The organism is Aminobacter sp. SR38 (assembly GCF_014843375.1).
GTDB lineage: Bacteria > Pseudomonadota > Alphaproteobacteria > Rhizobiales > Rhizobiaceae > Aminobacter > Aminobacter ciceronei.
Map to the genome: position 1 here is coordinate 297838 of NZ_CP062112.1, position 23782 is coordinate 321619.

General features: G+C 64.2%; 22 protein-coding genes. 3 read left to right on the top strand and 19 right to left on the bottom strand.

What is annotated here, in order from left to right:
- Window positions 1–33: 33 nt before the first annotated feature.
- Both IG197_RS01465 and IG197_RS01470 read right to left on the bottom strand, forming a co-directional pair.
- Complete coding sequence (locus IG197_RS01465; protein WP_192316501.1) at window positions 34–318, bottom strand: DUF1330 domain-containing protein; 285 nt, start codon at window positions 316–318, stop codon at window positions 34–36.
- Between the two features lie 60 nt (window positions 319–378).
- Window positions 379–1575, bottom strand: coding sequence for an ABC transporter substrate-binding protein (locus IG197_RS01470; RefSeq protein WP_067962142.1), 1197 nt, complete (start codon window positions 1573–1575; stop codon window positions 379–381).
- Window positions 1576–1817: 242 nt separating this feature from the next.
- Here IG197_RS01470 and IG197_RS01475 point away from each other — a divergent pair, with 242 nt between their 5' ends.
- A complete protein-coding gene (locus IG197_RS01475; RefSeq protein WP_192316503.1) occupies window positions 1818–3422 on the top strand; it encodes a GMC family oxidoreductase in 1605 nt (534 codons plus the stop codon).
- A 4-nt stretch (window positions 3423–3426) separates the two neighbouring features.
- Here IG197_RS01475 and IG197_RS01480 read toward each other — a convergent pair whose 3' ends face one another.
- Genes IG197_RS01480 through IG197_RS01490 form a run of 3 tightly spaced genes read right to left on the bottom strand, consistent with a single transcriptional unit; the run spans window position 3427 to window position 6170 of the window.
- Complete coding sequence (locus tag IG197_RS01480) at window positions 3427–3849, bottom strand: nuclear transport factor 2 family protein (RefSeq protein WP_192316507.1); 423 nt, start codon at window positions 3847–3849, stop codon at window positions 3427–3429.
- A 34-nt stretch (window positions 3850–3883) separates the two neighbouring features.
- Window positions 3884–4981 carry an alpha/beta hydrolase gene (locus tag IG197_RS01485; RefSeq protein WP_192316509.1) on the bottom strand — a complete coding sequence of 366 codons (1098 nt, stop codon included), beginning with the start codon at window positions 4979–4981 and terminating at the stop codon, window positions 3884–3886.
- A complete protein-coding gene (locus IG197_RS01490; RefSeq protein ID WP_192316512.1) occupies window positions 4962–6170 on the bottom strand; it encodes an ABC transporter substrate-binding protein in 1209 nt (402 codons plus the stop codon). The genes IG197_RS01485 and IG197_RS01490 overlap by 20 nt, the downstream gene beginning before the upstream one ends.
- Window positions 6171–6392: 222 nt before the next feature.
- Between IG197_RS01490 and IG197_RS01495 the strand changes: the two genes are divergently transcribed.
- Window positions 6393–7541, top strand: coding sequence for an LLM class flavin-dependent oxidoreductase (locus IG197_RS01495; protein ID WP_192316514.1), 1149 nt, complete (start codon window positions 6393–6395; stop codon window positions 7539–7541).
- A gap of 119 nt (window positions 7542–7660) precedes the next feature.
- Here the strand turns inward: IG197_RS01495 and IG197_RS01500 are convergent, their stop codons facing one another.
- From IG197_RS01500 to IG197_RS01510, 3 genes are all read right to left on the bottom strand, one after another.
- Window positions 7661–8158 carry a flavin reductase family protein gene (locus IG197_RS01500; protein WP_192316516.1) on the bottom strand — a complete coding sequence of 166 codons (498 nt, stop codon included), beginning with the start codon at window positions 8156–8158 and terminating at the stop codon, window positions 7661–7663.
- Window positions 8159–8260: 102 nt separating this feature from the next.
- Window positions 8261–9394, bottom strand: a complete 1134-nt coding sequence (locus tag IG197_RS01505; protein ID WP_192316518.1) for a helix-turn-helix transcriptional regulator — start codon at window positions 9392–9394, stop codon at window positions 8261–8263.
- Window positions 9395–9396: 2 nt separating this feature from the next.
- Window positions 9397–10200 carry an SDR family oxidoreductase gene (locus IG197_RS01510; protein ID WP_192316520.1) on the bottom strand — a complete coding sequence of 268 codons (804 nt, stop codon included), beginning with the start codon at window positions 10198–10200 and terminating at the stop codon, window positions 9397–9399.
- A 195-nt stretch (window positions 10201–10395) separates the two neighbouring features.
- On the opposite strand from IG197_RS01510, the gene IG197_RS01515 reads away from it, so the two are divergent.
- On the top strand, window positions 10396–11982 hold the full coding sequence (locus tag IG197_RS01515) for a FadD3 family acyl-CoA ligase (RefSeq protein WP_192316522.1): 1587 nt from the start codon (window positions 10396–10398) through the stop codon (window positions 11980–11982).
- A 212-nt stretch (window positions 11983–12194) separates the two neighbouring features.
- On the opposite strand, the gene IG197_RS01520 is transcribed toward IG197_RS01515, so the two are convergent.
- The 11 genes from IG197_RS01520 to IG197_RS01570 form a co-directional block, all read right to left on the bottom strand.
- Complete coding sequence (locus IG197_RS01520; RefSeq protein ID WP_067962164.1) at window positions 12195–13100, bottom strand: SDR family oxidoreductase; 906 nt, start codon at window positions 13098–13100, stop codon at window positions 12195–12197.
- Window positions 13101–13111: 11 nt separating this feature from the next.
- Window positions 13112–13714, bottom strand: coding sequence for a gamma carbonic anhydrase family protein (locus IG197_RS01525; RefSeq protein WP_192316524.1), 603 nt, complete (start codon window positions 13712–13714; stop codon window positions 13112–13114).
- A 2-nt stretch (window positions 13715–13716) separates the two neighbouring features.
- Window positions 13717–14868, bottom strand: coding sequence for an acetyl-CoA C-acetyltransferase (locus IG197_RS01530; protein ID WP_192316525.1), 1152 nt, complete (start codon window positions 14866–14868; stop codon window positions 13717–13719).
- Window position 14869: 1 nt separating this feature from the next.
- Window positions 14870–15925 (bottom strand): acyl-CoA dehydrogenase family protein, encoded by a 1056-nt coding sequence (locus IG197_RS01535; RefSeq protein WP_192316527.1) that lies wholly within the window; start codon window positions 15923–15925, stop codon window positions 14870–14872.
- Between the two features lie 14 nt (window positions 15926–15939).
- Window positions 15940–17103, bottom strand: a complete 1164-nt coding sequence (locus IG197_RS01540) for an acyl-CoA dehydrogenase family protein (RefSeq protein ID WP_192316529.1) — start codon at window positions 17101–17103, stop codon at window positions 15940–15942.
- A gap of 31 nt (window positions 17104–17134) precedes the next feature.
- The gene (locus IG197_RS01545; protein ID WP_192316531.1) at window positions 17135–18031 is read right to left on the bottom strand and encodes an enoyl-CoA hydratase; all 897 of its coding nucleotides are present in this window, start codon (window positions 18029–18031) and stop codon (window positions 17135–17137) included.
- A 130-nt stretch (window positions 18032–18161) separates the two neighbouring features.
- Entirely contained in the window at window positions 18162–19106 is a 945-nt protein-coding gene (locus IG197_RS01550) for an aldo/keto reductase (protein ID WP_192316533.1), read from the bottom strand.
- Between the two features lie 55 nt (window positions 19107–19161).
- Window positions 19162–20775: a GMC family oxidoreductase gene (locus tag IG197_RS01555; protein ID WP_192316535.1), complete on the bottom strand. Its 1614-nt coding sequence runs from the start codon at window positions 20773–20775 to the stop codon at window positions 19162–19164.
- On the bottom strand, window positions 20772–21314 hold the full coding sequence (locus IG197_RS01560; RefSeq protein ID WP_192316537.1) for a thioesterase family protein: 543 nt from the start codon (window positions 21312–21314) through the stop codon (window positions 20772–20774). Before IG197_RS01560 ends, IG197_RS01555 begins: the two co-directional genes overlap by 4 nt.
- Before the next feature lie 6 nt (window positions 21315–21320).
- A complete protein-coding gene (locus tag IG197_RS01565) occupies window positions 21321–22025 on the bottom strand; it encodes an ABC transporter ATP-binding protein (RefSeq protein WP_067962177.1) in 705 nt (234 codons plus the stop codon).
- Entirely contained in the window at window positions 22018–23781 is a 1764-nt protein-coding gene (locus IG197_RS01570; RefSeq protein WP_192316538.1) for an ATP-binding cassette domain-containing protein, read from the bottom strand. Before IG197_RS01570 ends, IG197_RS01565 begins: the two co-directional genes overlap by 8 nt.
- Window position 23782: the final 1 nt, after the last annotated feature.

The following is a 23782-nucleotide window of genomic DNA, read 5'->3' on the forward strand; positions in this document are numbered from 1 at the left end:
GTACTCTAGGAAATATGCGGCACGGGGCGCCCGTCATACGTCGACGAGAATGCCCTTGCCGCGTGATGCCATCTGCCTGAGCGCCACCACCTTCTGGTAGTCGTCAGAATGGTAGAATTGGCGCGCCGCGTCAGCGCTCGGGAATTCGACCACCGAGATCGTCGCCGGCTGCCAGCCGCCTTCGAGGCTCTCGATTCGATCGCCCGACAAGACGAAACGCCCGCCGCCGGCGGCCATGATCGGCCCGGCGACCTCGCGATAGTGCTGCCAGGCGGCCTCGTCGGTAATTGCGATCTCGAAGATCAGATAGCCGGGCAAGTCGTCACTCCCATCGGGTGGACGCGCCGGACGGCGAGCGTGCCGTCCGGCGCTGTCTGATCAGCCTTTGGCCAGCTTGCAGGCGCTCTTGTCGATCGAGCGGAAGGCGATGTCGGCAGGAACGGTGGTCACGACCTTGAACACGTCCTGCGCATCGGATGCCTCGCCGGGCGCACGCACCTCAAGCAGCTGCATGTCATGCACGAGGCGGCCGTTGGGCAGCAGCGTCGCATTCTTTGCGAACAGGTCGTTGATCTTGCCTTCGCGCAGCTTGGCGAGCACCGCGGTCGGCTCGTCGGTACCGGCGGCCTTGACGGCGTTCAGGTAATTGGTCGCTGCGGAATAGGCACCGGCCGCAACCCAGCCCGGAGCATTGCCGGTCTTCTTCTGCATCTCTTCCTTGAAATGCTTGGAGGCGTCGTCGGTGTTCCAATACCAGGCTGCCGCAAACTGGATGCCCTTCAGCGCTTCAAGGCCGATGGCGCGCGCATCCGACTGGTGCAGCACGGTCAGCGCCACGCGCATGCCCTGGTCGATCAGGCCGAACTCCTGGACCTGCTTGAGCGCATTGACCAGTTCAGGACCATTGACCGTCAGCGCCAGAACCTTGGCGCCCGAGGCCTGGGCCTGCAGGATGTAGGACGAGAAGTCGGTGGTGCCGAGCGGTGCCCGCACCGAACCCAGTATCTTGCCGCCTTCTTCCTCGACGGCGGTCTTCACGCCGGCTTCCAACACCTTGCCGGCTTCATAGTCGGGCGACAGGATGAACCAGGTCTCGCCACCGGCCTTGAGCTGGGCGCTGACCGACGAACGCACCTGCGAATAGGCGTCGTATGCCCAGGCCATGCCGTAGCCGTTGCAGTCGGCTTCGGTCATCTTGTCGGTCATCGGCGAGACGAAGAAGCCGAGCTTCTTCTGTTCACCCAAAAGGTTGTTGACCGAAAGCGCGATTGCCGAATTGGCGACATCGAACAGCGCGTCGACATTGTCGCGCTCCAGCCATTCGCGGGCGATGGACAGTGCGATCTCGGGCTTGTTCTGATGATCGGCCGAGACCAGTTCGATCGGCTTGCCCAGCACCTGACCGCCGAAGTCGGAGATTGCGAGCTTGACTGCCTCGGTCACCTCGGTGCCGCCGAGCGCGGAGAAGGAAGAGCTCTGGTCGTTGAGCACGCCGAGCTTGACGCTGGCGTCCTGTGCTGCGGCAGTCAGCGCGGTCGACAGCAGCAAAGCTGCCGCGAGAATGGATTTCTTCATGTCATTCCTCCCCAGGAACGTAGGCTTTGGTGCCGGTCTGGATGCGCGCCGGCATTGATGTGCGCGCAAGGCCGCCACGCGGCATGGCGTGACGACTCCTCAAGGAGAAATCACAGGATGCAGGCGAGCCGAACATCGTCCATGCGGACTACCGCATATGTCGGCCTGGGCCTGAACAACGCTTGCCTGGGCTAGTTCGTTTGCAGGATGCGAGCCGACCCGCACGCGCAAGACATCGCGGCATGAGAGAATCCGACACGATCATCGTTGGCGCCGGCTCGGCCGGCTGTGTGGTGGCCAACAGGCTCAGCGAAGACCCGGGACATAGGGTGCTTGTCCTCGAGGCCGGACCATCGGACCTTCATCCCTTGGTCCGGATGCCCCGGGGATGGGTCAAGCTGACCAAGCATCCGAAACGCTCGTGGAACTTTCCTGTCGAACATGAAGAAGGTCGGCCGGAAGCCGAGACATGGGCGCGCGGCCGCGGGCTTGGCGGATCGAGCTCGATCAACGGAATGCTCTATTGCCGGGGCGCCCCCGAGGACTACGACGGCTGGGCCGACTTCGGCGTCACGGGCTGGAGCTGGACCGAGATGGCGCCAGTCTTCCGCAAGATCGAGAACCATCAGCTTGGTGGCGATGTCATCAGGGGCGGCAATGGTCCCTTGCAGGTCAGTGTTCGTCCTCTCGCCGACCCTCTCGGCCAAGCGATCCTCGATGCAGGTGCTTCGCTCGGCCTCGACCATCTCGACGACCTCAACGGCGCCAGACGCGATGGCGTCGGTACCTACACGCATACGGTCGACCACATGGGGCGGCGCATGAGCGCGGCCCGCGCCTTCCTCCGACCGGCGATGCGGCGCAAGAACCTCGTCGTCCAAACCGGCGCGCAGGTTCTGCGTATCCTGTTCGACGGTCGTCGGGCAGTCGGCGTCGAATATCTCGTGGGCGGTCGCCAACGCACCGCCCGGTCGGCAAGCGAGGTCATCGTTGCTTGCGGCGCGATCCAGTCACCGCAACTGCTGCAGGTGTCAGGCGTCGGCCGCCATGATGTGCTTTCGGCGGCTGGCGTCCAGACTGTGACCGAATTGCCCGGCGTCGGCCGCAACTTTGCCGAACACCTCGTTGTGGCGCTGCCCTATCGCCTTGCCGGAATGCATGGCCACAACCGCAGCTTCAGTGGCCTGCGCCTCGTCGGCGAGGTGCTGCGCTATTATCTCGCCGGCACGGGGCTGATGAGCTTCGGTGCGTCCGAAATCGGCGCGTTCGTCCGCTCCTCGTCAGACGTCACCTATCCGGATCTGCAGCTATCGCTGTCACCCTACACCTTCGCCCGTGGGCTGCTGCAAGGCCGCCTGAAGCTAGAGGCCGAGCCCGGCATCACCATCATCGGCTATGCCCTGCGGCCGGAAAGCCGCGGCGAGATTACCATCCGCTCGGCCGACATGCGCGACATGCCGCCGATCCGGCCGAACTGGCTGGCGACGGAAAACGACCGGCGCACCGCCATTTCGATGATGCGCATCATGCGCGACTTCGTCGCCCAGCCTGCATTGCAGCCCTTTGTGAAGCAGGAGCTTTGGCCTGGCCCAGCAGTGCAATCGGACGACGACATGCTCGCTGCCTTCCGCGCGACCTTCGTGTCGGGGCTACATGCGGTCGGCACTTGCCGGATGGGCAATGACGCCGACGCCGTCGTCGACGAGCGATTGCGCGTCCATGGCGTCGATGGCCTCCGTGTGATCGATGCCTCGGTCATCCCGGCACCGATATCGGGTAACACCAACGGCCCTGTGATGGCGCTGGCCTGGCGCGCTGCTGACCTGGTACTTGAGGAAAGGCGCTGAACGCTCAGAAATCGAAGAATTCGCTTCGTGCGCTGCTGAACGCCTTTTCCAATCGATGGACCATGCGCCAGCCCTTTTCGGTCCTGCGATAACGCACGTCATATTGGCCGCAAGCTGTGCGGCTCATCGTGTGGTTCGGTGCTAACCGGCCGATGGCGACGAACTGGAAATGCAGGTGCCCGGTCGCCTCGTCCCCGTCGATATCGAGCAACGGCAGACCGGGCACATGAACGCCGGAGAATTTCGCCGTGAAATCGAAGCAGAAAGCCGACAGTTGCTCCCTGCCCTCAACCTTGAGCGCCGAGCGGGCGCCGACGGCCGCGATTTCGAACACGCCGTCCGCAGTGAACACATCGGCCCATGCCTTGCCATTGCCGCAGTCCCAGGCGCGCGCATAGCGCGCCTCGAGCGCGATGATGTCGAGCATTGCCTCGGCGCGCGCCAGCCTTGCCTCGAGCATCTCAGGCGTTCCTGGCAAATGCATCGCGCAGCCTGGCGCCACCGTGGTCGATCGCCAGCCGCGCTTTGCCGATCAATCCGACCATGCTGGCAAAGCCGTGCGAGACACCGTCGTAACGCCTGGCTTCCACATCAACACCGGACTCGGCCAGCGCTGTGTAAAGGGCCTCGACCTCAGTGCGCAAGGGATCGAATTCGGCAATGGCGATCGTCGTCTGCGGCAGCCCGGCAAGATCGACGGACCGAAGCAGCGCGACACGGGGATCTGCCAAGCCAGCCGGCTCACCCACATATTGCCGCCAGTACCAGCGCATCATTCCCGCACTAAGGAATGGAGTCTGCGGGAAAGTGTCGTAACTCGTGCCGGAAGCCGTGGGATCCGAAGCAGGATAGAAAAGCAACAGGTGTCGCAGTTTCAGGCGGACCTCCGATGAGGCATGGAGTGCGGCAGCTGCCGCCAGATTGCCCCCGGCACTATCTCCGGCCAGCGCCAGCCTCCTGCCGTCGCAGCCGAGCGTGATAGCGTTGGCCGCCGCCCACTCCAGAGCCGCCAAAGCATCCTCGTAGGCTGCCGGGAACCTGTGTTCCGGCGCCAGCCGGTAGTCGATCGACAGCACCGCGCAATCGCCCGCCTTGGCCAGCGCCCGGCAGAAATTGTCATGCGTATCCAGCGAACACAGCACGAAGCCGCCGCCATGCAGGAAGACCAGCAGCGGCAATGCCTTGCCCTGACGTGGCTTGTAGAGTCGCGCCGGGATGTCTCCGGCACCGCCGGCAACGGTGATGTTCTCGACCGCGGCCATCTCGGTGCGCTCCGTCGGCCATCCCGCCGCGTTCACGGCTGCACGCAATGCCGGGATGTCGACATTGGCGAGGTCGAGTGGCGGCCGCTTGGCGACGACCTCCGCCATCGCGGCAATATCTGCATCGAGCGCCAATTCCATAACCAACCTCCGCGGCATTTCTTCGGCTGGAATGAAAGCCAGCCCCAAGACTCGCCGCATCGTTCGATCGGGTGAGCCGAAAAAGGCGCCGCCGGGGACCGGCGACGCCTTTCGCAAGTTGAAACCGTTCTGCTGTTTACTGGGCGCAGTCGGCACGTTCGACGAGACCGTCCTCGCGCAGCTGGTATGGGTTCTTGACGACCTTCAAGCTTTCCACCGACGGCAGGAAGTGGTTGTCGGCGCTGGCTGCAAGCTTGCCCGTCAGCGTCTTGATCTCGCCGGCGTTGGCCTCGATCCAGGCGGCGACCGACTTGCCGTCGGTCTTGCCCGAACCGTTCATGGCCGCCGCCAGGATGAAGGGCTGGATGTAATAAGGCACAAGCGCCGAAGGTCCGCCCATGCGGTCGAGGTCGGCGATGTCAGCCTTGGCCTTCTCGGCGAACTTGGCGAAAGGCTTCTCGCCAAGCGCGTCGCCGGGGCAAAAGGTCATGCCCTCGAACTGCACCGAATAGACGCCCTCGAACGGCTCAGTGCCGATGGTGGCAGCGTTGCCGACGGCGTAGTTGGTCATTGTCAGGCTCGCCAGCACCGGCACGTCCCAGCCGATGTCATATCGGTTTTCCAGCATCTTGCGGGCGTCGTCGCCGATCGAATTGATCAGCAGCACCGCTTCGGCTTCGGAACTGCGCAGCGAAAACAGCTGCGGGGTCATGTCCTCGGTGCGGAAGGCGAATTCCTGGATGGCAACCGGCTCTACGCCCTTGCCCTTCATGTAGTTGACGATGTCGGACACCGCCGCTTTCGACATGCCGCCATTGTCGGAAATCAGCGCCAGCTTGGTCAGCTTCAGCGTGTCGAGCGCGTAGGCGATATTGGGGATCATCTGGTTCTCGCCGATCGGCGAGGTCGAGAAGTGGTACGGGCCGACTTGCGGGGTCAGCTGTGTCGAGGCGGCGCTCGAAATCTGTGCGATGTTGGCCTCGGTGCCGATCGGCATCAGCGGCGTCGTTTCCTGGCTGGTCGCGGGACCGACTACGGCTGTAACCTTCTCGCTTTCGATCAGGCGGCGCATCTCGCTGACGCCATGCGTCGGGTCGGTCATGGTGTCGGCCAGCACCAGCTCGACCTTCTTGCCCAGGATGCCGCCGGCGGCGTTGATGTCGTCGACAGCACGCTTCCAGGCTACCTCGGCATTCTTGCCGATCGAGGCGCCCGCACCGGTCAGCGACATGATGCCGCCGATCTTGATCGTCTCCTCGGCCTCGGCCGAGCCGGCAGCCGTCAGGGCGGTGAATGACATCAGGGTGGCGACAACGGCGCGCCGGCTCAGAATGCTGGAAGTCATAGTCTGGTCTCCACGGAAATCGATGCCGCCGTTTCGGCCTAACGTGATTGGCCGGCATCGTCCATAAGGACCATTGAATTGAGCCAGCAGCTGCCTCGTCTGGCCCAATGCCATCGACAGCAAAACGGCCCTCACCCGATCGAACGATGAATTTCGCCGCCTCCAGCCGGACACTCCACTCCATGCCGAAAGGGCAATTGTCTCAAGCGGAGGAGCCTGCCAGTGAAATTTTCCATGATCTACGAGGCGCAGATCGCCGAAACCCACAGGGAGGCCGAACAGCAGGTGTTCCGCGAGATGGCGGAACAATGCGTGCAGCTCGACAAAAGCGGCTTCGACGGCGTCTGGTGCGTCGAGCACCACGGCCTGACTCAATATTCGCACATGTCGGCGCCGGAAACTTTCTTGGCCTTCGTCGCCGGTAAGACGAAGACTCTCGAGATCGGCCATGGCGTCGTCTGCCTGCCGCCGGCGATGAACCATCCCATCAAGGTGGCCGAACGGGTGGCCATGCTCGACATCCTGTCCAATGGCCGCGTCAATTTCGGTGTCGGCAAGGGTGGCAGCCAGCAGGAGGCCGGTGCATTCGGCTACCAGCTGTCCGAGCTGCAGCCGCTGATCGACGAGAGCATGTATCTGATCCCGCGCCTCTTCACCGAGGAAGTGGTCGAGCATGACGGCCAGTACATCAAATTCCCGGCCCGCCCCGTCCATCCCAAGCCGTTGCAGGATCCGCATCCGCGCATGTACATGGCCTGCACACGCTGGGAGGCGGTGGTGACAGCCGGCTCGCGTGGCCTCGGCGCACTGGTCATGGGTTTCGGCGGCCCCGACGAGATCAAGACCAAGAGCGATGCCTATCGGAAGGCCTTTGCCGAGCGCAAACCAGAGGACCAGGTCGGATTCCGCCCGACCGAGCACCTCTCCGCCCTGTGCCCGGCCATCGTCCTGCGCGACCGGGACAAGGCCCGCCGCATAGGCTTGCGTGGCCAGCGCTTCTTCGCCGAGGCGCTGTCGCACTGGTATCAGGGCGGTCCCAAGCCTGAGGTCGACGACATGAGCCCGGAAGAGCATCTGGCGGCGCTCGACAAGGTGCGCGAGCACAAGTTCGCCAAGCTCGGCGAAGACAAGATCGCCTACAATCCGCAGGCCTATGGTTATCTCGACGACATCAACGACGCCTATGGCACGCCAGAGGATTGTATCCGCTATGTCGAGCGCCTGTTCGAGGCCGGTGCCGACGAGATCATGTTCCTGTCGCAGATGGGCACCGTGCCGCATGAAGCGATCATGGAGACGATCGAGCTGATTGGCAGCGAGGTGATCCCGCATTTCCGCGGCAAGAAGCTGCGCGTCGCTGCCGCCGAATAGGTTACCAGCGGTCGGCACCCAGGAGCCGGCCGCCTTTTCCCGCACCGGAAATGACAAAGGCCGGCACAACCATCGGGCCTTTCCGCTGCCTGGTCGATAGGCGTTTGTATCACTTTGTATCACATCGCCAGATGCGCCCCGACATATCGGGCATCGGCATAGATCAACGGCTCGATACTGCCGAACAGCGCGACATCGGTGACGCGGCCCACGAACACGCCGTGAGTGCCATAATAGAACTCGCCGTCATTGGCGCAAAAGACGTTGGCCTGGGCGTCGCCGAGATAGGGAATGCCATGGCGCTCACGCCAGTCGCCCTCGGCAAAGCGCGCTTCGCCCTTCACCTGCCCGCCACAACGTTGCGCCAATGCTTCATGATTACGCGCCAATATATTGACACAGAATGGCACTTTGGCCTGAAATGCACCGAAAATCGAAGCGCTCCGGTTGACACAGGCGAGCAGCGACGGCGGCTCCATGCTGAGGCTGTCGACCGCGGTCGCAGCCATCGCCAGCCTCTGGCCCGCATGGCTTGTCGTCAGGATCACCACCGACTTCGCCAGCCGGCGCATCGCCGCCCGCGTGTCCGCAACCAGCTCATTGACCTCAAGGGACATTCCGCGCTCCTCCACGTCTTGCAACGGTTGCAGCATCGCGCGGACATGGGCTCAACGCATCGTTCGAACGGGCGAGCCCGAGCAAACGCCGACAATCGGCCTTTAGCCCAGCTCATCGACCGAGCGCAGCAGCAGGCGAACGAGCTCACTCTGCCTGCTCACCCCGGTCTTGGAAAACACCATCCGCAGATGCGCCTTGGCGGTGTTCTTGGTGATGCCGAGCGCAGCACTGGCATCGTCAAGATCGAGACCCTGTCCCATCAGTGCCGAAAGCTCTGCTTCTGCCGGCGTCAGGCCGAACAGCCTGACCAGCACCGCCGGCTGCGGCGCAACGCTGCTGCCCGCGTCTGCGATGATGACGAGCGCCGCCCCGCGCAGCGGCGCATGCAGCTTGGTCGAATGTGGCGCCGGCCTCACGACGAGACCGAGCGCCTCGCCGCTGGAGCGATGGATCGAAAACGCGCGCGAAACGGCATAGGAGGCATCGTTGGCCTCGGCAAACTCGGCCACCGCCGAGTTGAACGCAGCACTCGGACCAGCCTCGTCGAGCAGGCGCAGCCGCCCGCGATCATTCTTCAGCACGTCCTTTTCGGCCAGGATCGCTTCGGCCTGCGGCGTTGCCTGCAGAATCCGGCAATCGCGGTCGACGATGATCGCCCCCACTGCCAGCCGCCCGAGCGCGCCGGCAAACAGCTCGCGCTCGGCCTCGAGTCCGTTCAGCCTGAGGAATAGCCCCATCGCCTGCGTCAGATGCGGCAACAGCCTGCGGAATGTCTCGCGCTCAGCGACGCCGAAATTGTCGCGGCCCAGCACGCGTGTCGCACGCATCCGCACCCGTGCACCTGACGGCTCCACGATGTCAGCACCCACGACATGCATCCAGCCCGATCCGGTCATGAAACTCGTCATGAATTCCGAGCGGGAAAACCCTCCCTCGCCGACAAGTTCGGCAAGCGTCGTCACCTTGCCGAGCGGGAGGTCGATGAACGGGTCTTGCGTGTAGAGGTCGTTGTACCGCGCGATGCGCTCTTCCGACGCCGCCCCGGAGTAGATCGCACCCGGTCGGTCGCGGCGCTGGCGCTCGATGATCAGCGTACTGCTTTCAGCATCAACCGATGCCCGCAACCCCTTGAGAAAACTGTCGAAAGGCTTTGCTTCGCCGATACCGGCATAGAGCAGTTCGACCAGCCGGTCGTGATCGGGCGCGGCACCTGGTACTTCCGCGCGATCGGCCACGGTCAGTTCGCGTCCGGCGCGTAACGCTTGATCAGGTCGAGGAACAGCGGTGTCTCGCCGCCGCCATGCACCTCGAGCTGCGCGCCGGTGACGAAGGTCGCCGTCGGACTGGCGAGGTAGAGGGCGGCGCGGGCGATGTCGTCTCCACGCCCCATGCGCTTCATCGGCACCGAGGCGGCAATCGCCTGCTGTGCCTCGCGAGAGCCATAGGTCTCGTCGGCTTTCTCCGTCTCGATGAGGCCGACGATGATGGCGTTGACGCGCACCTTGGGCGCCCATTCCTGCGCAAGGCTGGTGGTCAGGCTGAGCAGGCCGGCCTTGGCCGCGCCGTAGACCGAGGTGCCTGGCGACGGCCGGCGGCCGGACACGCTGGCGATGTTGATGATGTTGCCGCCGTCCGGCAGCTTGGCCATCCAGTGGTAAACGGCCTGCGACATGTAGACGGGCGCCATCAGGTTGAGATTGACGATGGCGTCGGAGAAGCGCGGCGATACCGTCGCTGCGTCGACATGGGGCGAGCCGCCGGCGTTGTTGACCAGCACGTCGATACGGCCATGCTCCTCGCCGACACGGTCGACCAGCTCCTTGCAGGCCTGGGCCGTGCGCACGTCGCATTGCATGAAGATCGCCCTGTTGCCGTTCGAATGCGGCAGGCTGTCCGGTTCGGTGCGTGCGCAGACGACGACGGTTGCGCCCGCGCCAAGAAAACCCTCGGCGATCGCCCGGCCGATGCCCTTGGTGCCGCCGGTCACGATGACGACCCTGCCCTCGAAGGTCGAGCCAACAGGTTGCGGGGCATTGCTCATGTCATAACTCCAGGCATGGTCAGTCGCGCGCGTCTGTACGCAGTCCTACAGCCTTTATGTCGGTCGCCGTAAGGTTTATTCGTCTCTTCGGACGATGCTGGCCGCCCGCCGACGCCTATGTTCCCGCCAAACTAGCCCGGTGACCGTCCGCGGCCGCCATACCGTCGAACAGGCCCAGTGCCTCCAGGTAGACAGATGATCTCAGAAGACGCCGACTGGAAGTTCACCACCATTCCTGCCCTCTGCGCGCGCGCCGCCGAGCTCTATGGCACACGCACGGCAGTTGAAGACAACGGCGTCGTGCTGAACTTCGTCGAGCTCGACACGATGCGCAAGCGCGTCGCCAAGGCGATGATCGCAGCCGGTGTCGAGAAGGGCGACCGCATCATGGTCTGGGCGCCCAACACCTTGAAATGGTTCGCCACAGCCCTTGGCCTCGTCACCGCAGGCGCCGTGCTCATTCCCGCCTCCACCCGCTTCAAGGGCGCGGAAATCGCCGAACTGGTCAAGCGCAGCGGCACCTCGGTGCTGTTTTCGGTCGGCGACTTCCTGGGCACCTATTACCCTGACCAGCTCCGTGCCGAGACGCGCGACCTGCTGCGCGAAGTGGTCGTCATCGGCGAAGGCAGCAAAGGCGATCGCGACTGGGAGAGCTTCGTTGCATCGGGCGACAGCATCAGCGATGCCGAGCTTGCCGCACGCGAGGCCACTGTCGGCCCGGACGATCTCTGCGACATGCTGTTCACCTCGGGCACCACGGGTTATCCCAAGGGTGTCATGTATGGCCACCAGCAGTGCCTTCAGGCGATCGATGCCTGGGCAACGCGTGTCGGTATCCGCGAGCATGACCGCATCCTGGTCATCCCCCCTTTCTTCCACGCCTTCGGCTATCGCTCCGGCGCCATCGTTTCGCTGATGCGTGGCGCGGTTCTGATGCCGCATCTCACCTATGATGCCGGCGAAATCCTCAAGCGCGTCGCCGAAGAGAAGATCAGCGTCATCCCCGGTCCGCCTGCCATCTTCCAGGGCATGCTCCAGCATCCGGACCTGGCAAAATTCGACACCTCCAGCCTGCGCCTCGGCGTCACCGGCGGGGCGGTCGTGCCGTCGATCCTCATCCGGCGTATGCGCGAGGAACTCGGCTTCGCCGGCGTTGTAAACGGCTATGGGCTGACCGAGTGCGGCGGCTACGGCACCATGTGCCTGGCGTCGGACCCGGATGAGGTGATTGCCAACACTGCCGGCAAGGCAGCTCCCGGCGTGGAAGTGCGTATCATGGGCGACGACGGCCATTTCCTGCCCGACGGCAAGCCCGGCGAAGTGGTGATCCGCGGCTACATCGTCATGAAGGGCTACTTCAACGATCCAAAATCGACGGCCAAGACCATCGACCCCGAGGGCTGGCTGCACACCGGTGATATCGGTTACTTCGACAGCGACGGCAACCTGCGCATCGAGGACCGTCTCAAGGACATGTACATCACCGGTGGCTTCAACTGCTATCCGGCCGAGATCGAGCGCATCCTGAGTCAGCACCCGGCCATCGGCATCGTTGCCGTGATCGGTGTGGCAGACGAGCGTCTCGGCGAGGTCGGCAAGGCCTATGTGGTGCTGCGCCCGGGCACCAGCGCCACCGAGAAGGACATCATCGACTGGTCGCGCGCCAACATGGCCAACTACAAATGCCCGCGCAGCGTCGAGATCCGTCCGTCCCTGCCCACCAGCCCGCAAGGCAAGGTGCTCAAGAACATTCTGCGCGAAGAGGTCCCCCAAGACGCCTGATCGCGTGCGCCTGCCCTCCGATGCGGGGTCCGGAGCGGCAGGTGCAGACTTTTCCCCAAGGGCCGGTGCGCAAGCGCCGCCCTTTTTTCTTGGCCGCGTTGCCCAGACTGCGCGTCCCTCGGGATGCGGCATCCCCGGGGATGCTGCATTGACCAAAGAAAAGGGCGCCGGTTGCCCGACGCCCTTCAGTTCTTCCTGACGCAGTGGCTCGGCTACGCCCCGTAGACCGCCTTCGGTGCCGGACGCGTGGCCACCAGTTCCTTGATCCGGTCGCCGAGCTCGGCTGCGTCCCATCGGCTGCCCTTGTCGAATTCAGGGCCGTCGTTCCAGCCGAGGCAGATGCGGATCTTGCCGCCGATCAGCTCGAAGATCTGGCCGGTCACTTCAGCCGACGCCGAGCTGCACAGCCAGGCAACCAGGGGTGCGGTGTTCTCAGGCGCGAAGATATCGAACTCGCCGTCCTTGGCCTGCATGGCCTCGGCAAAGGCGGTCTCTGTCATGCGCGTGCGGGCATTCGGCGCAAGACCATTGGCGGTGATGCCGTAGCGGCGGAGCTCGGCTGCCTGGACCAGTGTCAGCGAAGCGATGCCGCCCTTCGCCGCCGAATAGGCGCTCTGGCCGACGCTACCCTGCAGGCCGGCGCCCGAAGAAGTGTTGATGATGCGGGCGTCGACCGTCTTGCCGGCCTTCTGCTGGGCGCGCCAATAGTCGACGGCGTGTCTGCTGACGCAGAAATGGCCGCGCAGATGCACGCGCAGCACCGCGTCCCATTCATCGGGCGTGCATGACACGAACATGCGGTCGCGCACGAAGCCGGCATTGTTGACCACGGCATGCAGGTCACCAAAGGCGTCGAGTGCGGCCTTGACGATGCGGCCGCCGGCCTCGAAATCGGTGACGTCATCATAGTTGGCGACGGCCTGGCCGCCCATGGCCTTGATCTCGTCGACCACCTGCTGCGCCGGCGTCTCCGCCGTCGCGTCGCCATGAGTGCCGACGCCGAGATCGTTGACCACGACCTTCGCGCCTTCGGCCGCGAGGCCCAGCGCATAGGCGCGACCGAGGCCGCGGCCGGCGCCGGTGACGATCACAACCCTGTTTTCGCAGATCGCTGCCATGTCAGTCCTTCTCACTTTGTCTTGGTCGACAGGCGCACAGCGCGCGCCTTGCCGGTGTTGCGTTTGCGGCCAGGTTCCGCGACGCGGAGCGGTTCGCATTCCACGAGATCGGCAAGCGACCGGTCGGCCAGCCGCTGATACTCACCGTCGCCATTGTTGCGCCAGATGATAGCGGCTTCCGGCATTTCCTTGATCACCTTGGCTGGATTGCCGGCGATCAGGCTACGTTGAGGCGTCACCACCTCGTTCTTCACCAGGCTGAGCGCTGCCACCAGGCTGTCGTCGCCGACAACGGCGCCGTCGAGCACCACGGCATTCATGCCGATAAGTGCATTCTCGCCCACCGTGCAGCCATGCAGGATGGCGCCGTGGCCTACGGTCGCGCCGCGGCCGACGATGCAGTCCGAGCCCGAGCCGGTGTGCAAGGTGCAATTGTCCTGCACGCTGGCATCGCCGATGACTGTGATGCGGCCGAAATCGCCCCGCAGCGACGCCCCGGGGCCGATGTAGCAGCGCGGCCCGATGGTCACGTCGCCGATCAGCACCGCCGTCGGGTGCAGGTAAGCAGTGGGGTCGACCACCGGCACGATGCCTTCAAAGGCATAGCACGGCATGGTCAGAGCCTCTCGATGATGGTCACGTTGGCCTGGCCGCCGCCTTCGCACATGGCCTGCAGCGCATAGCGGCCGTTGCGGCGCTCGAGTTCGTTCAGCATCGTGGTCATGATGCGCGCGCCGGTGGCGCCGAGCGGATGGCCGAGTGCGATCGCGCCGCCATTGACGTTGAGCTTGTCGCGCGGGATGCCGAGATCCTTGATCCAGGCGAGAGGAACCGAGGCAAAAGCCTCGTTGCACTCGAACAGGTCGATGTCCTCGACCTTGAGGCCGGTCTTCATAAGCGCATGGCGCGTCGCCGGGATCGGCGCTGTCAGCATCCAGACCGGGTCGTCGCCGCGCACGCTGATGTGGTGGATGCGGGCGCGCGGCTTGAGGTTGTGGTCCTTCACCGCCTGTTCCGAGGCGATCAGCAGTGCAGCCGCCGCATCGGCGTTCTGGCTGGCGACGCCGGCATGCACGCGACCGCCTTCGACCAGCGTCTTCAGCGTCGCCATCCTGTCGAGCGATGTGTCGCGGCGCGGCGTCTCGTCCACGGCGAAGTCGCCGACCGGCACGATCTCATTGGTGAACCGTCCCGCGTCGATGGCGGCAATGGCGCGCTGGTGGCTCTCCAGCGCGAACTGCTCCATCTCGTCGCGGCTGCACTGCCACTTCTCGGCGATCATTTCGGCCGAGCGGAACTGGCTGACCTCCTGGTCTCCGTAGCGGGCGCGCCAGCCCGGCGAGGTGCTGAACGGATCGGGGAAACCGAACTGCGGCCCGACCAGCATAGCCGACGCCATCGGGATCATGTTCATGTTCTGCACGCCGCCGGCAATCACCAGCTCCTGCGTACCGCTCATCACCGCCTGCGCGGCGAAGTGCACCGCCTGCTGTGCCGAACCGCACTGGCGGTCGACGGTTACACCAGGCACATGGTCGGGCAGACCCGCCACCAGCCAGCAGGTGCGGGCGATGTCGCCGGCCTGCGAGCCGATCGTGTCGGTGCAGCCATAGATGACGTCATCGACCGCGTTCGGGTCGATGCCGGTGCGGGCGATCAGCGCCTTGATCGGCTGGGCACCAAGGTCTGCCGAATGCAGGCCGGCGAGCGAGCCCTTCTTGCGGCCGACCGGCGTGCGGACGGCGTCGACGATATAGGCTTCAGGCATATCAGGCCTCTCCGGCAAAGGTGTGTTCGGGTCCGAGCGGACGCGCAAAGACGCGGGCTGCGACGCGCTCGCGGTGGAAGGCAGTGCCGCCCCACCAACTGGTCAACGCGATGCCACGCTTGAGGAAGAAGTGGACGTCCACCTCCCAGGAATAACCCATGGCGCCATGCACCTGGATCGAGGTGCGAGCCGCGACATCGGCGGCATCAGTGCAGGCAAGCTTGGCCTGCGAGATGCGAGCGCGGCTGTAGAGATCGCCCTGCTCGAGCTGGGCGGCTGCCGCATGCAGCACCGGACGAGCGAACTCGATCTTCACCTGGGCGGTCGCGAGGTGATGCTTGACCGCCTGGTAGGAGCCGATCGGCTTGCCGAACTGCTGGCGTTCCTTGGCATAGGCGACACCGAGATCGACGCAGCGCTGGGCTAGACCCTGCATCTGAGCGGCTGCAAACAGCGCGCCACGGTCGAGAGCGGCAGCCAGCGGGACTGCGGCCTCACTGGCGCCGGCAACCAGCGTTGCGTCGCTCGGCTCGAATTCAACCGTGAACAGCCGGCGGAACGGGTCGACACTCGGCTGCGCCACGATCCTTGCCTTGGCGGTTTCGACGAGATGGACAGCACCGTCGCGGACGACGAGTACCGCCTCGGCCGTATCGGCATCGGCGACGAACGAATTGGCCGGATGTGCCACCGTGACGGTTACATCGCCGGCGAGCGCACGCTCGAGCAGCGCGGCCACCCGGGCATTGTCGGAGAAGGCAGCAAGCAGCGGCAACGCCACGCCTGCATTCTCGACCAGCGGCTCCGGCAGCCCGGCGTAGCCGCAAGCCTCGGCGATCTGCACGAAGTCGATGGCCGACAGTCCGAGGCCGCCATTGTCTTCAGCCACCAGGGCACCGGCGAGGCCCATCTCCAAAATCTTGGCCCAGCGGGAAGCGTCGCGGGCAGCGCCCTCGCCCATCAATCGGCGCAGGTCGGCGGGCTGGCAGACGTCAGCGAGCAACTCACGGACGACGTCAGCCGTCATCGTCTGTTCTTCGGAGAAACGGAAATCCATCTTTTCGCCTCCCCTTATGCGCGCGGCAGCCCGAGCATACGCTCGGCGATGATGTTGCGCTGGATCTCGTTCGAGCCGGCATAGATCGGTCCGGCCAGCGAGAAGAAGTAGCCGTCCAGCCAGCGGCCGATGTCGCCCGCCTCGGGCGCCGTACGCAGCAGTTCCGCACGGGCGCCCAGGATCGACAATGCCGCCTTGTGCATGGCGATGTCCATTTCCGACCAGAAGATCTTGTTGGTGCTGGCCTCGGCGCCGATATGGCCGCCTGCGGCAAGCCGCGATGCGGTGGCGTAGATCGACAGCGCATAGGCCTCGGCGTCCATCCAGGACTGCAGCACCGCCGTGCGCACCGTTGGCTCGACCTCGGCCTCATGCGCCTTGTAGAGCTCGACCAGCTTGCGCGCCGCCACCTGGAAGCGCGCCGGGCTGCGCAGCATCAGGCCGCGCTCGAAGCCGGCAGTTGCCATACAGATGTTCCAGCCCTCGCCCTCGCCGCCGAGGCGGTTGAAGGCGGGCACGCGGACATCGTCGAGGAAGATTTCGGCAAAGCCGGTCTCGCCGTCGATCTGCGGGATCGCCTGCACCCGCACGCCGGGGGCGTTGAGCGGGAAAAAGATCAGGGACAAGCCCTTATGGCGCTGCGACGCCGGATCGGTGCGGAACAGCCCAAAGGCCCAGTCGGCGAAGACCGCGCGCGACGACCAGATCTTGTGGCCCTTGAGCACATATTCGTCGCCTTCAAGCACGGCGGTCGCGCGCACCGAGGCCAGGTCGGAACCGGCTTGAGGCTCGGACCAGGCTTGCGCCCAGATCTCGTCGCCTGAGGCCATGGAGGTCAGGAAGCGCGCCTTCTGCTCCTCGGTGCCATATTCCATCAGCGTCGGCCCGAGCAGGAAGATGCCGTTCTGGTTGACGCGCAGCGGCGCGCCGGCACGGTAATATTCTTCCTCGAAGATCAGCCACTGGATCAGGTCGAGCCCGCGCCCGCCATAGCTTTCCGGCCAGGTCACCATGCCCCAGCGGCCCTCGGCCAGCACGCGCTCCCATGCGCGATGCGCCTCAAAACCCTCGCGGCTGGCATCGAAGGACGGCAGCGGCTTGCTGGGCACATGCTTTTCGAGCCAGGAGCGCACTTCCTGGCGGAAGGCCTGCTGCTCGTCGGTGTAATCAAGATCCACGCTTGGAAATTCCCGTTGGTCGGCGGCGGGCTCAAGCCTCGCCGGCCTGCTTCTTGTTGGCGGCGGCCATGCTCTTGGCGTCTTGTCCGCCCAGCGTGTTGCCGGTGGTCAGGTCGTTCTGGGCATGGGCGAAATGATGCATGTGATAATGCGCGTCCATGGCGGTGCGCTTTCCGCGCAGGTCCTCGACATGATTGATCGCCTGCTTGGACAGCCAGAGGCCGAGGCGCGGATACTGCGCCAGCTTTCCGGCCATGGCCCGACCGGCGCCTTCCAGTTCGTCGCGGGCAACCACCTTGTTGACCATGCCGAACTGCTCGGCGCGTGACGCCGGCATGCGTTCACCCATCATCAGGAATTCCTTGGCGACGCGCGGCGGCAGCTCGAAGGCATGTGCGAAATACTCGACGCCTGGAATGCCCATGCGCACCACCGGATCCTGGAAGAAGGCATCGTCGGTGGCGACGATGAAGTCGCAGACCCAGGCAAGCATCAACCCGCCGGCGACGCAGGCGCCCTGCACAAGTGCGATCGTCGGCTTGGGGATGTCGCGCCAGCGTCGGCACATGCCGAGATAGACCTCGTGCTCCCTGGTGTAGAGCATTTCGGCAGCCGGCTTGTTGGTGTGGTCGGACCACATCAGGCGACGGTCGAAGGTCTTGTTGACGTCGCGACCCGGCGTGCCGATGTCGTGGCCGGCAGAAAAATGCTTCCCCGCGCCGCGCAGGATGATGACCTTCACCGTGTCGTCGTCGACTGCGCGCTTGAAGGCATCGTCGAGCGCATAGGTCATCTGGGAGTTCTGGGCGTTGTTGAACGTCGGGCGATTCATCGTCACCCAGGCGATCGGTCCCTCGGTTTCGTAGAGGACCGGCTCGCCCGTCTCATAGGTAATGTCTGCCGTACGCGGCTCAACCAGATCGCTCATATCAAGGGTTTCCGCTGACAATTCAACTTGGTAGCTCCGGAGAAACTACGTTCCCCGCCAAGGGGTGCAATCGTCCAAAGGGACTAAAGCGCCGGCAACTTTGTGCGCCGCACAATCACTTGCCGCACGATCATTTGCAGATCGTGTCGATCTCGGCGAGCTCCGCTGCCGTCAGCTTCCACGAGGCAGCCGCGGCATTGGCCACCACCTGCTCGGGACGGGTGGCACCTGCAATTACGCTGGAAACGATCGGCTGGCAGGCCAGCCAGGAAAACGCCAGCTCGAGGATGGTGCGTCCGCGCGCTTCACTGAAGCCGATCAGCTTCTCGACCTTGTCGAGATTGGCGTCGGTCAGGCCGGATTTGAAATAGGCCATGTTCATGCGCGTGTCCTCCGGCAGCGCCTGACCCTTGCGGTATTTGCCGGTCAGGAGGCCGCTCGCCAGCGGGAAATAGGGCAAAAGCGTCATGCCGGTGCGGTGCATCGCCGGGAACAGCTCGGTCTCGGCCGTGCGCGAGATCAGATTGTATTCGGCCTGGGTGGATTGCAGGCTGTGCAGATTGTGATGGCGCGAAGTCCAGCTGGCATCGACCAGCATCCATGCCGGCAGGTTCGAGCAGCCGAGATAGCGGACCTTGCCCTGCTTCACGAGATCGTCGAGCGCCCGCAGCGTCTCCTCGACTGGCGTCTGCGGATCGGGGAAATGGTACTGGTAGAGGTCGATGTAGTCAGTCTTGAGCCGGCGCAGGCTGACTTCGACAGCATTCATGATGTAGCCGCGCGATCCGTTGTAGCGATTGCTCTTCTCGCGGTTGAGCGGCGAGGCGAACTTGGTCGCCAACACCACATCCTTGCGCCGGTCGCCGAGCACCTCGCCCAAAGTGATCTCCGACCCACCATTGACGCCGTAGGAATCCGAGGTGTCGAGCAGCGTGATGCCGGCATCGAGCGCGGCATGCACCACTTTGCGGGCGCCCTCGGTGTCGAGACTCCTGATCATGCCGCCAAAATTGTTGCAGCCGAGACCGACAACCGAAACCTCAAGGCCCGTGCGGCCGAGAACGCGCTTTTCCATCTCGTCTACTCCATTATCTTCGTTCGCTAACTATCTTATTTCAAAGGTAAACAGCCTAGGCAGCCGCCTTGATAATATCGGCAGCCTTCTCCGCGATCATGACTGTCGCGGCATAGGTGTTGCCGTTGACCAGCACCGGCATGATCGACGCGTCGGCGACACGCAGCCTTTCGACACCACGCACCCGCAGTTGCGGATCGACCACCGAGTCTGTGTCCGCACCCATCCGGCAAGTGCCGGCAGCGTGGTAGTGCGTCACGGCCGTCGCCAAAATGTCCTCGGCGATGTCGTCGAGCGAACGGATCGGCCGCGTCGGCAACAGTTCCTTGGCGAGCACATTGCGCAAAGCCGGCTGGTTGACGATCGCACGCGTCCGGGCAGCTCCCTCCGTCAGTATCTTGAGATCGCGCGGATCAGAGAAATAGTTCGGCGAGATCGCGGCATGCGCCATCGCATCGGCCGACTTGAGTGTGACTTGGCCCCGGCTGTAGGGCGAGCCATGGTTAAGCAACAGCGTGAAGCCATGTTCCCGCGGCAGGATACCAAGCAACCCAGGACCACGGCGGATCACTGTTGCCGGTGCCATGCAGACCTGGATTTCGCTGCCGGGATCGCCCTCGACGGCGTGGAAATAGCCTGATGTTGGAAACAGCCCGCGGCTCAGCACGCCACGACGCTGGAACACATATTGCGCGCCGGCCTTCAATGCGCCCCACGGCTTGACGTGACTGTAGGCGCTGACCGGCTTGGTCGTCGTGTACATCAGCCGGTACATCGGGTGGTTCTGCAGGTTCTGTCCGACCTCGGGGCTGTCTGCGTTTACCTTGATGCCGAGACGCTGCAGGCTGCCTGCGTCGCCCACGCCCGACAGCATCAACAATTGCGGCGAGTTGACTGCGCCACCGCTGAGTATCACTTCCTTGACCGCGCGCGCCACGCGTGGCCGGCCCTCATGGGCAAACACCACACCGGTGGCGATCCCCGCCTCGATCACCACCCGCTTGACCGGGGCGTTGACGATCAGCGTCAGGTTCGGCCGCTTCAGCGCCGGGTGCAGGAAGGCCGCAGCCGTGCTTGAACGCTTGCCCTTGCCAATGGTCAGGTCGACATGACCGAAGGCTTGGGCCGCGTCCTTGTTGAGGTCGTCGGTCAGCGGCAAGCCTTCGTCGGCCGCCGCATCGAGGAACATGTCGCAGACGGGGGCAGTGCCCTGTCCCTTCGACACCTGCATCGGCCCGCTGCCGCCATGAATGTCGTTGGCGCCGCGCTCGTTGGTCTCGGATTTCTTGAAATAGGGCAGAACATCGTCATAACCCCAACCGTCATTGCCCAGCGCCTTCCAGTTGTCGTAGTCGCGCCGGTGGCCGCGCATGTACATCATGCCGTTGATCGAACTGGAGCCGCCGACGAGCTTGCCCTGGGCCCAATAGAGCTTGCGGCCGCCCAGCGCTTGCACCGGTTCGCTCTCGTAGCTCCAGTTGTAGGCGGGATGCGTGCCGGTCACGACATTGGCGCCCGGAATACGGATCAACATGTCCTTGTCCAGCCCGCCGGCCTCTATGACGGCAACCCGCACATTGGGGTTCTCGGACAGGCGTGCGGCGAGCACGCAGCCGGCCGCACCTGCGCCCACGACGACATAGTCGAATTCGAGGTCGCTGAACGTCACGTCCTTGCCCTGAAGTCTCGCCGCGCTACGCCCTTGGGCCACGGCAGGCGCGCGTGCTCCTGGGCAAGCCTTGTCAGCGGATCGGCCACGGCAGCCTCGACGATCCTGGCTGCCTTGCGCAGGCGCAGGTCGACATGGATCGACAGGCCTTCGACCGTCGCGGCGCGGTAATTTTGGTCGACATTCCACAATTCGTGGAAGTGGTGGACGCGCTTCAGGTCGGTCCACAGCACGACGCTGCGGGCTTCCAGCTTTGCATCCGGCCTCAGTTCCCGTTCGTAGCGAACGCTTTTTTCCAGCCGAAAGAAGCTGTAGCTGGTGCGCCTGATGTAGTCGTCATGGATACCGAAGACCTCGAACAGATCGCTTTCGGCGATATCGAACACGTGGTCGTACCAGGACACGTTCATGTGCCGGTTGACGTCGAGCCAGCGCGGCTCGACCTGCCCCCGGAAACTGATATAGGCGCGCGGCCCGTTTTCAGGGTCTCCGGCATTCGCGCCCGAAACTTGGTCCCCGACCGCGCCCTCGTCGTTCATCAGCCCTTACTCCGCCGCGACAGCCGGAGCGTTCAGCTTCTCGTCCAGTTCGGAGGCGAGGCACGAAAACTTCACCTGGCCGCGCTCGATGATCATGGCGCGGTCGGCATAGGGGGCGGTAACAGCCAGATGCTGCTCGACGATGACAACCGCCGTGCCGGTCTGCGCCCAGCGACGCAGGAAGGCGAGGATCGGTGGCAGCAGCGCCTGGGCAAGGCCCATCGATGGCTCGTCGCAGAGCAGCACCTTGGGCTGGGCGATGAAGGCTTGGCCGAGCGCCAGCATCTGCTGCTGACCGCCTGAGAGATCGCGGGCGTAGAGTTTCTGCTTTTCCTTCAAGATCGGGAAGACCGAGTAGATCTCCTCGACCGCGTTGTTGAAGCCGGCACGGTCGCCACGCCGGGCGGCGGCGCCCATGCGCAGATTGTCGAACACACTGAGCTCGGGAAACACACGGTGCCCGTCAAGCACAAGGCGCAGGCCCGACTGCGCCACCTTCTCTGGCGCGATCCCGCCGATCGCCTTGCCGTCGAGCAGGATCTCGCCGCTGTCGGGTTTGTTGAAGCCGGCGATCGCCCGCATCAGCGTCGACTTGCCGGCGCCATTCTCGCCGCCGATGAGCAGGATCTCGCCCGCCTTTGCGGTCAGCGACACATCGCGCAGCACCGGGATGGTGCCATAGCCTGCAACCAGATTCTTGACCTCAAGCATGGCGCGACCCCACGAACATATGCTGCACAGCCGGGTCCTTGGCGACTACGTCCGGCTTGCCTGAAGAAACCACTCGGCCCTGTTCCAGCACAGTGATGGTGTCGGCAATACCCCACACCAGGTCGAGATCGTGCTCGACCAGGATAACTGTCTTGCCCATCTGGCGGCTCAGGAACTTGACGAGATTGGCGAAGTTGGTGCGCTCACTCTGCGACAGGCCGGCAGCCGGCTCGTCGAACAAGACGATGGTTGCTTCCTTGAGCACCGTGCGCATTACCTCCACCAGGCGGCGCTGGCCATGCGACAGGAGCGTGGCACTGTCCTGCCCAAAGCTCTTCTCCATTGCCTTGGCGAGCGCGGTGATGTCAGCGCTGGCAGGGCCGACGCGGGCATCGATGCCGATCTTCAAGTTGTCCCACAGCGACATCTGGCTGAAGATGCGCGGCGCCTGGAAGGTGCGGCCGAGGCTCATATTGGCGATGCGGTCGGCCGCCATGTTGGTCGCGTCTACCCCGTTGATCATGAAGGAGCCGGTGTTCAGGCGCGACAGACCGCTCAGCACGTTGAGCAGGCTGGTTTTGCCCGAGCCGTTGGCGCCGATCAGTCCGTGCACCTCACCCTTGCGAACCTTGAGGTCGACAGCACTGACAGCCACCACCTCGCCGAACTTCTTGGTGCCGTTGCGCACCTCGACGGCGATCTCCTCGCTCGGCTCGCGGACCGTCTTGCCGGCCTGCAGGTCGGCGAGAAAACCGTCGATGCGGAAGGCCTGCTCGCCGCCGCCGGTCTGCTTGCGCTTGGCGCGCAGGCGCTCGACCGAGCCGACGATGCCATCAGGGAAAGCCATGACCGCAACAAGCGTCAGGCAGCCATACATCAAGAGGCGATACTCGACGAAACCGGCCAAGAGGATGTTCGGCAGGATGTAGACGATCCAGATGCCGATGATCGGACCGAGCATCTGTCCGCGACCGCCGACAACGACCGCGAAGAAGAACACGAAAGACAGCTCGATGTTGAAGCCCTGCGGGCTGACGAAAGCTACCGTCGGCAAGTAGAGGATACCGCAGATACCGGTCCCGATCGACGCGACGATGAAGGCGGTGAAGCGCATCACTCCCGGCTTGATGCCCAGGGAACGCGCCGCTTCCGGGCTCAGCGCCGCCACGAACATCATACGGCCGAGCTTCGAGCGCCGAATGCCGTAATGGACGAACAGCGCGATCATCGGGAACACCGCAACCGCGATCGCCAGCGGCGACATGCTCCCCACGATCGGATTGGTCAGCGCCGGTACGGTGACGCTGATACCGTTGATGCCGTTGGTCCACTTGTCGAGCGTCACCAGAAGCTGCGGGAAAACGATCGCAGCACTCATGGTTACGAAGCCGAGGTGGAAGCCTTGTACACGCAACGCCGGCAGGGCAAACAGCAGGCCGCCAAGCATGGCAGCGACGATGCCACCCATCGCGGCGGCGGCAAACGACCAGCCATGCAGGCCGAACAGGATCGCAGCGACATAGGCGGCAAGTCCGAGGATGGCGCCCTGGCCGAACGACTTCTGGCCAGCATCGACGAACAGCATGTTCTGGAAGATGGCTGCTGCGATATAGATGTTCACCAGCTGGAACGTGTGGATCCAGTAGGAGTTGCCGGCGATCACCGGGCCGAAGCCGGTGATCGCGATCAGCGCCACGCCGATCCAGACCTGCGTCAGGTCGGAGTTGAAGCGGCCTTTCGGCTTGGTTTCAGCCATG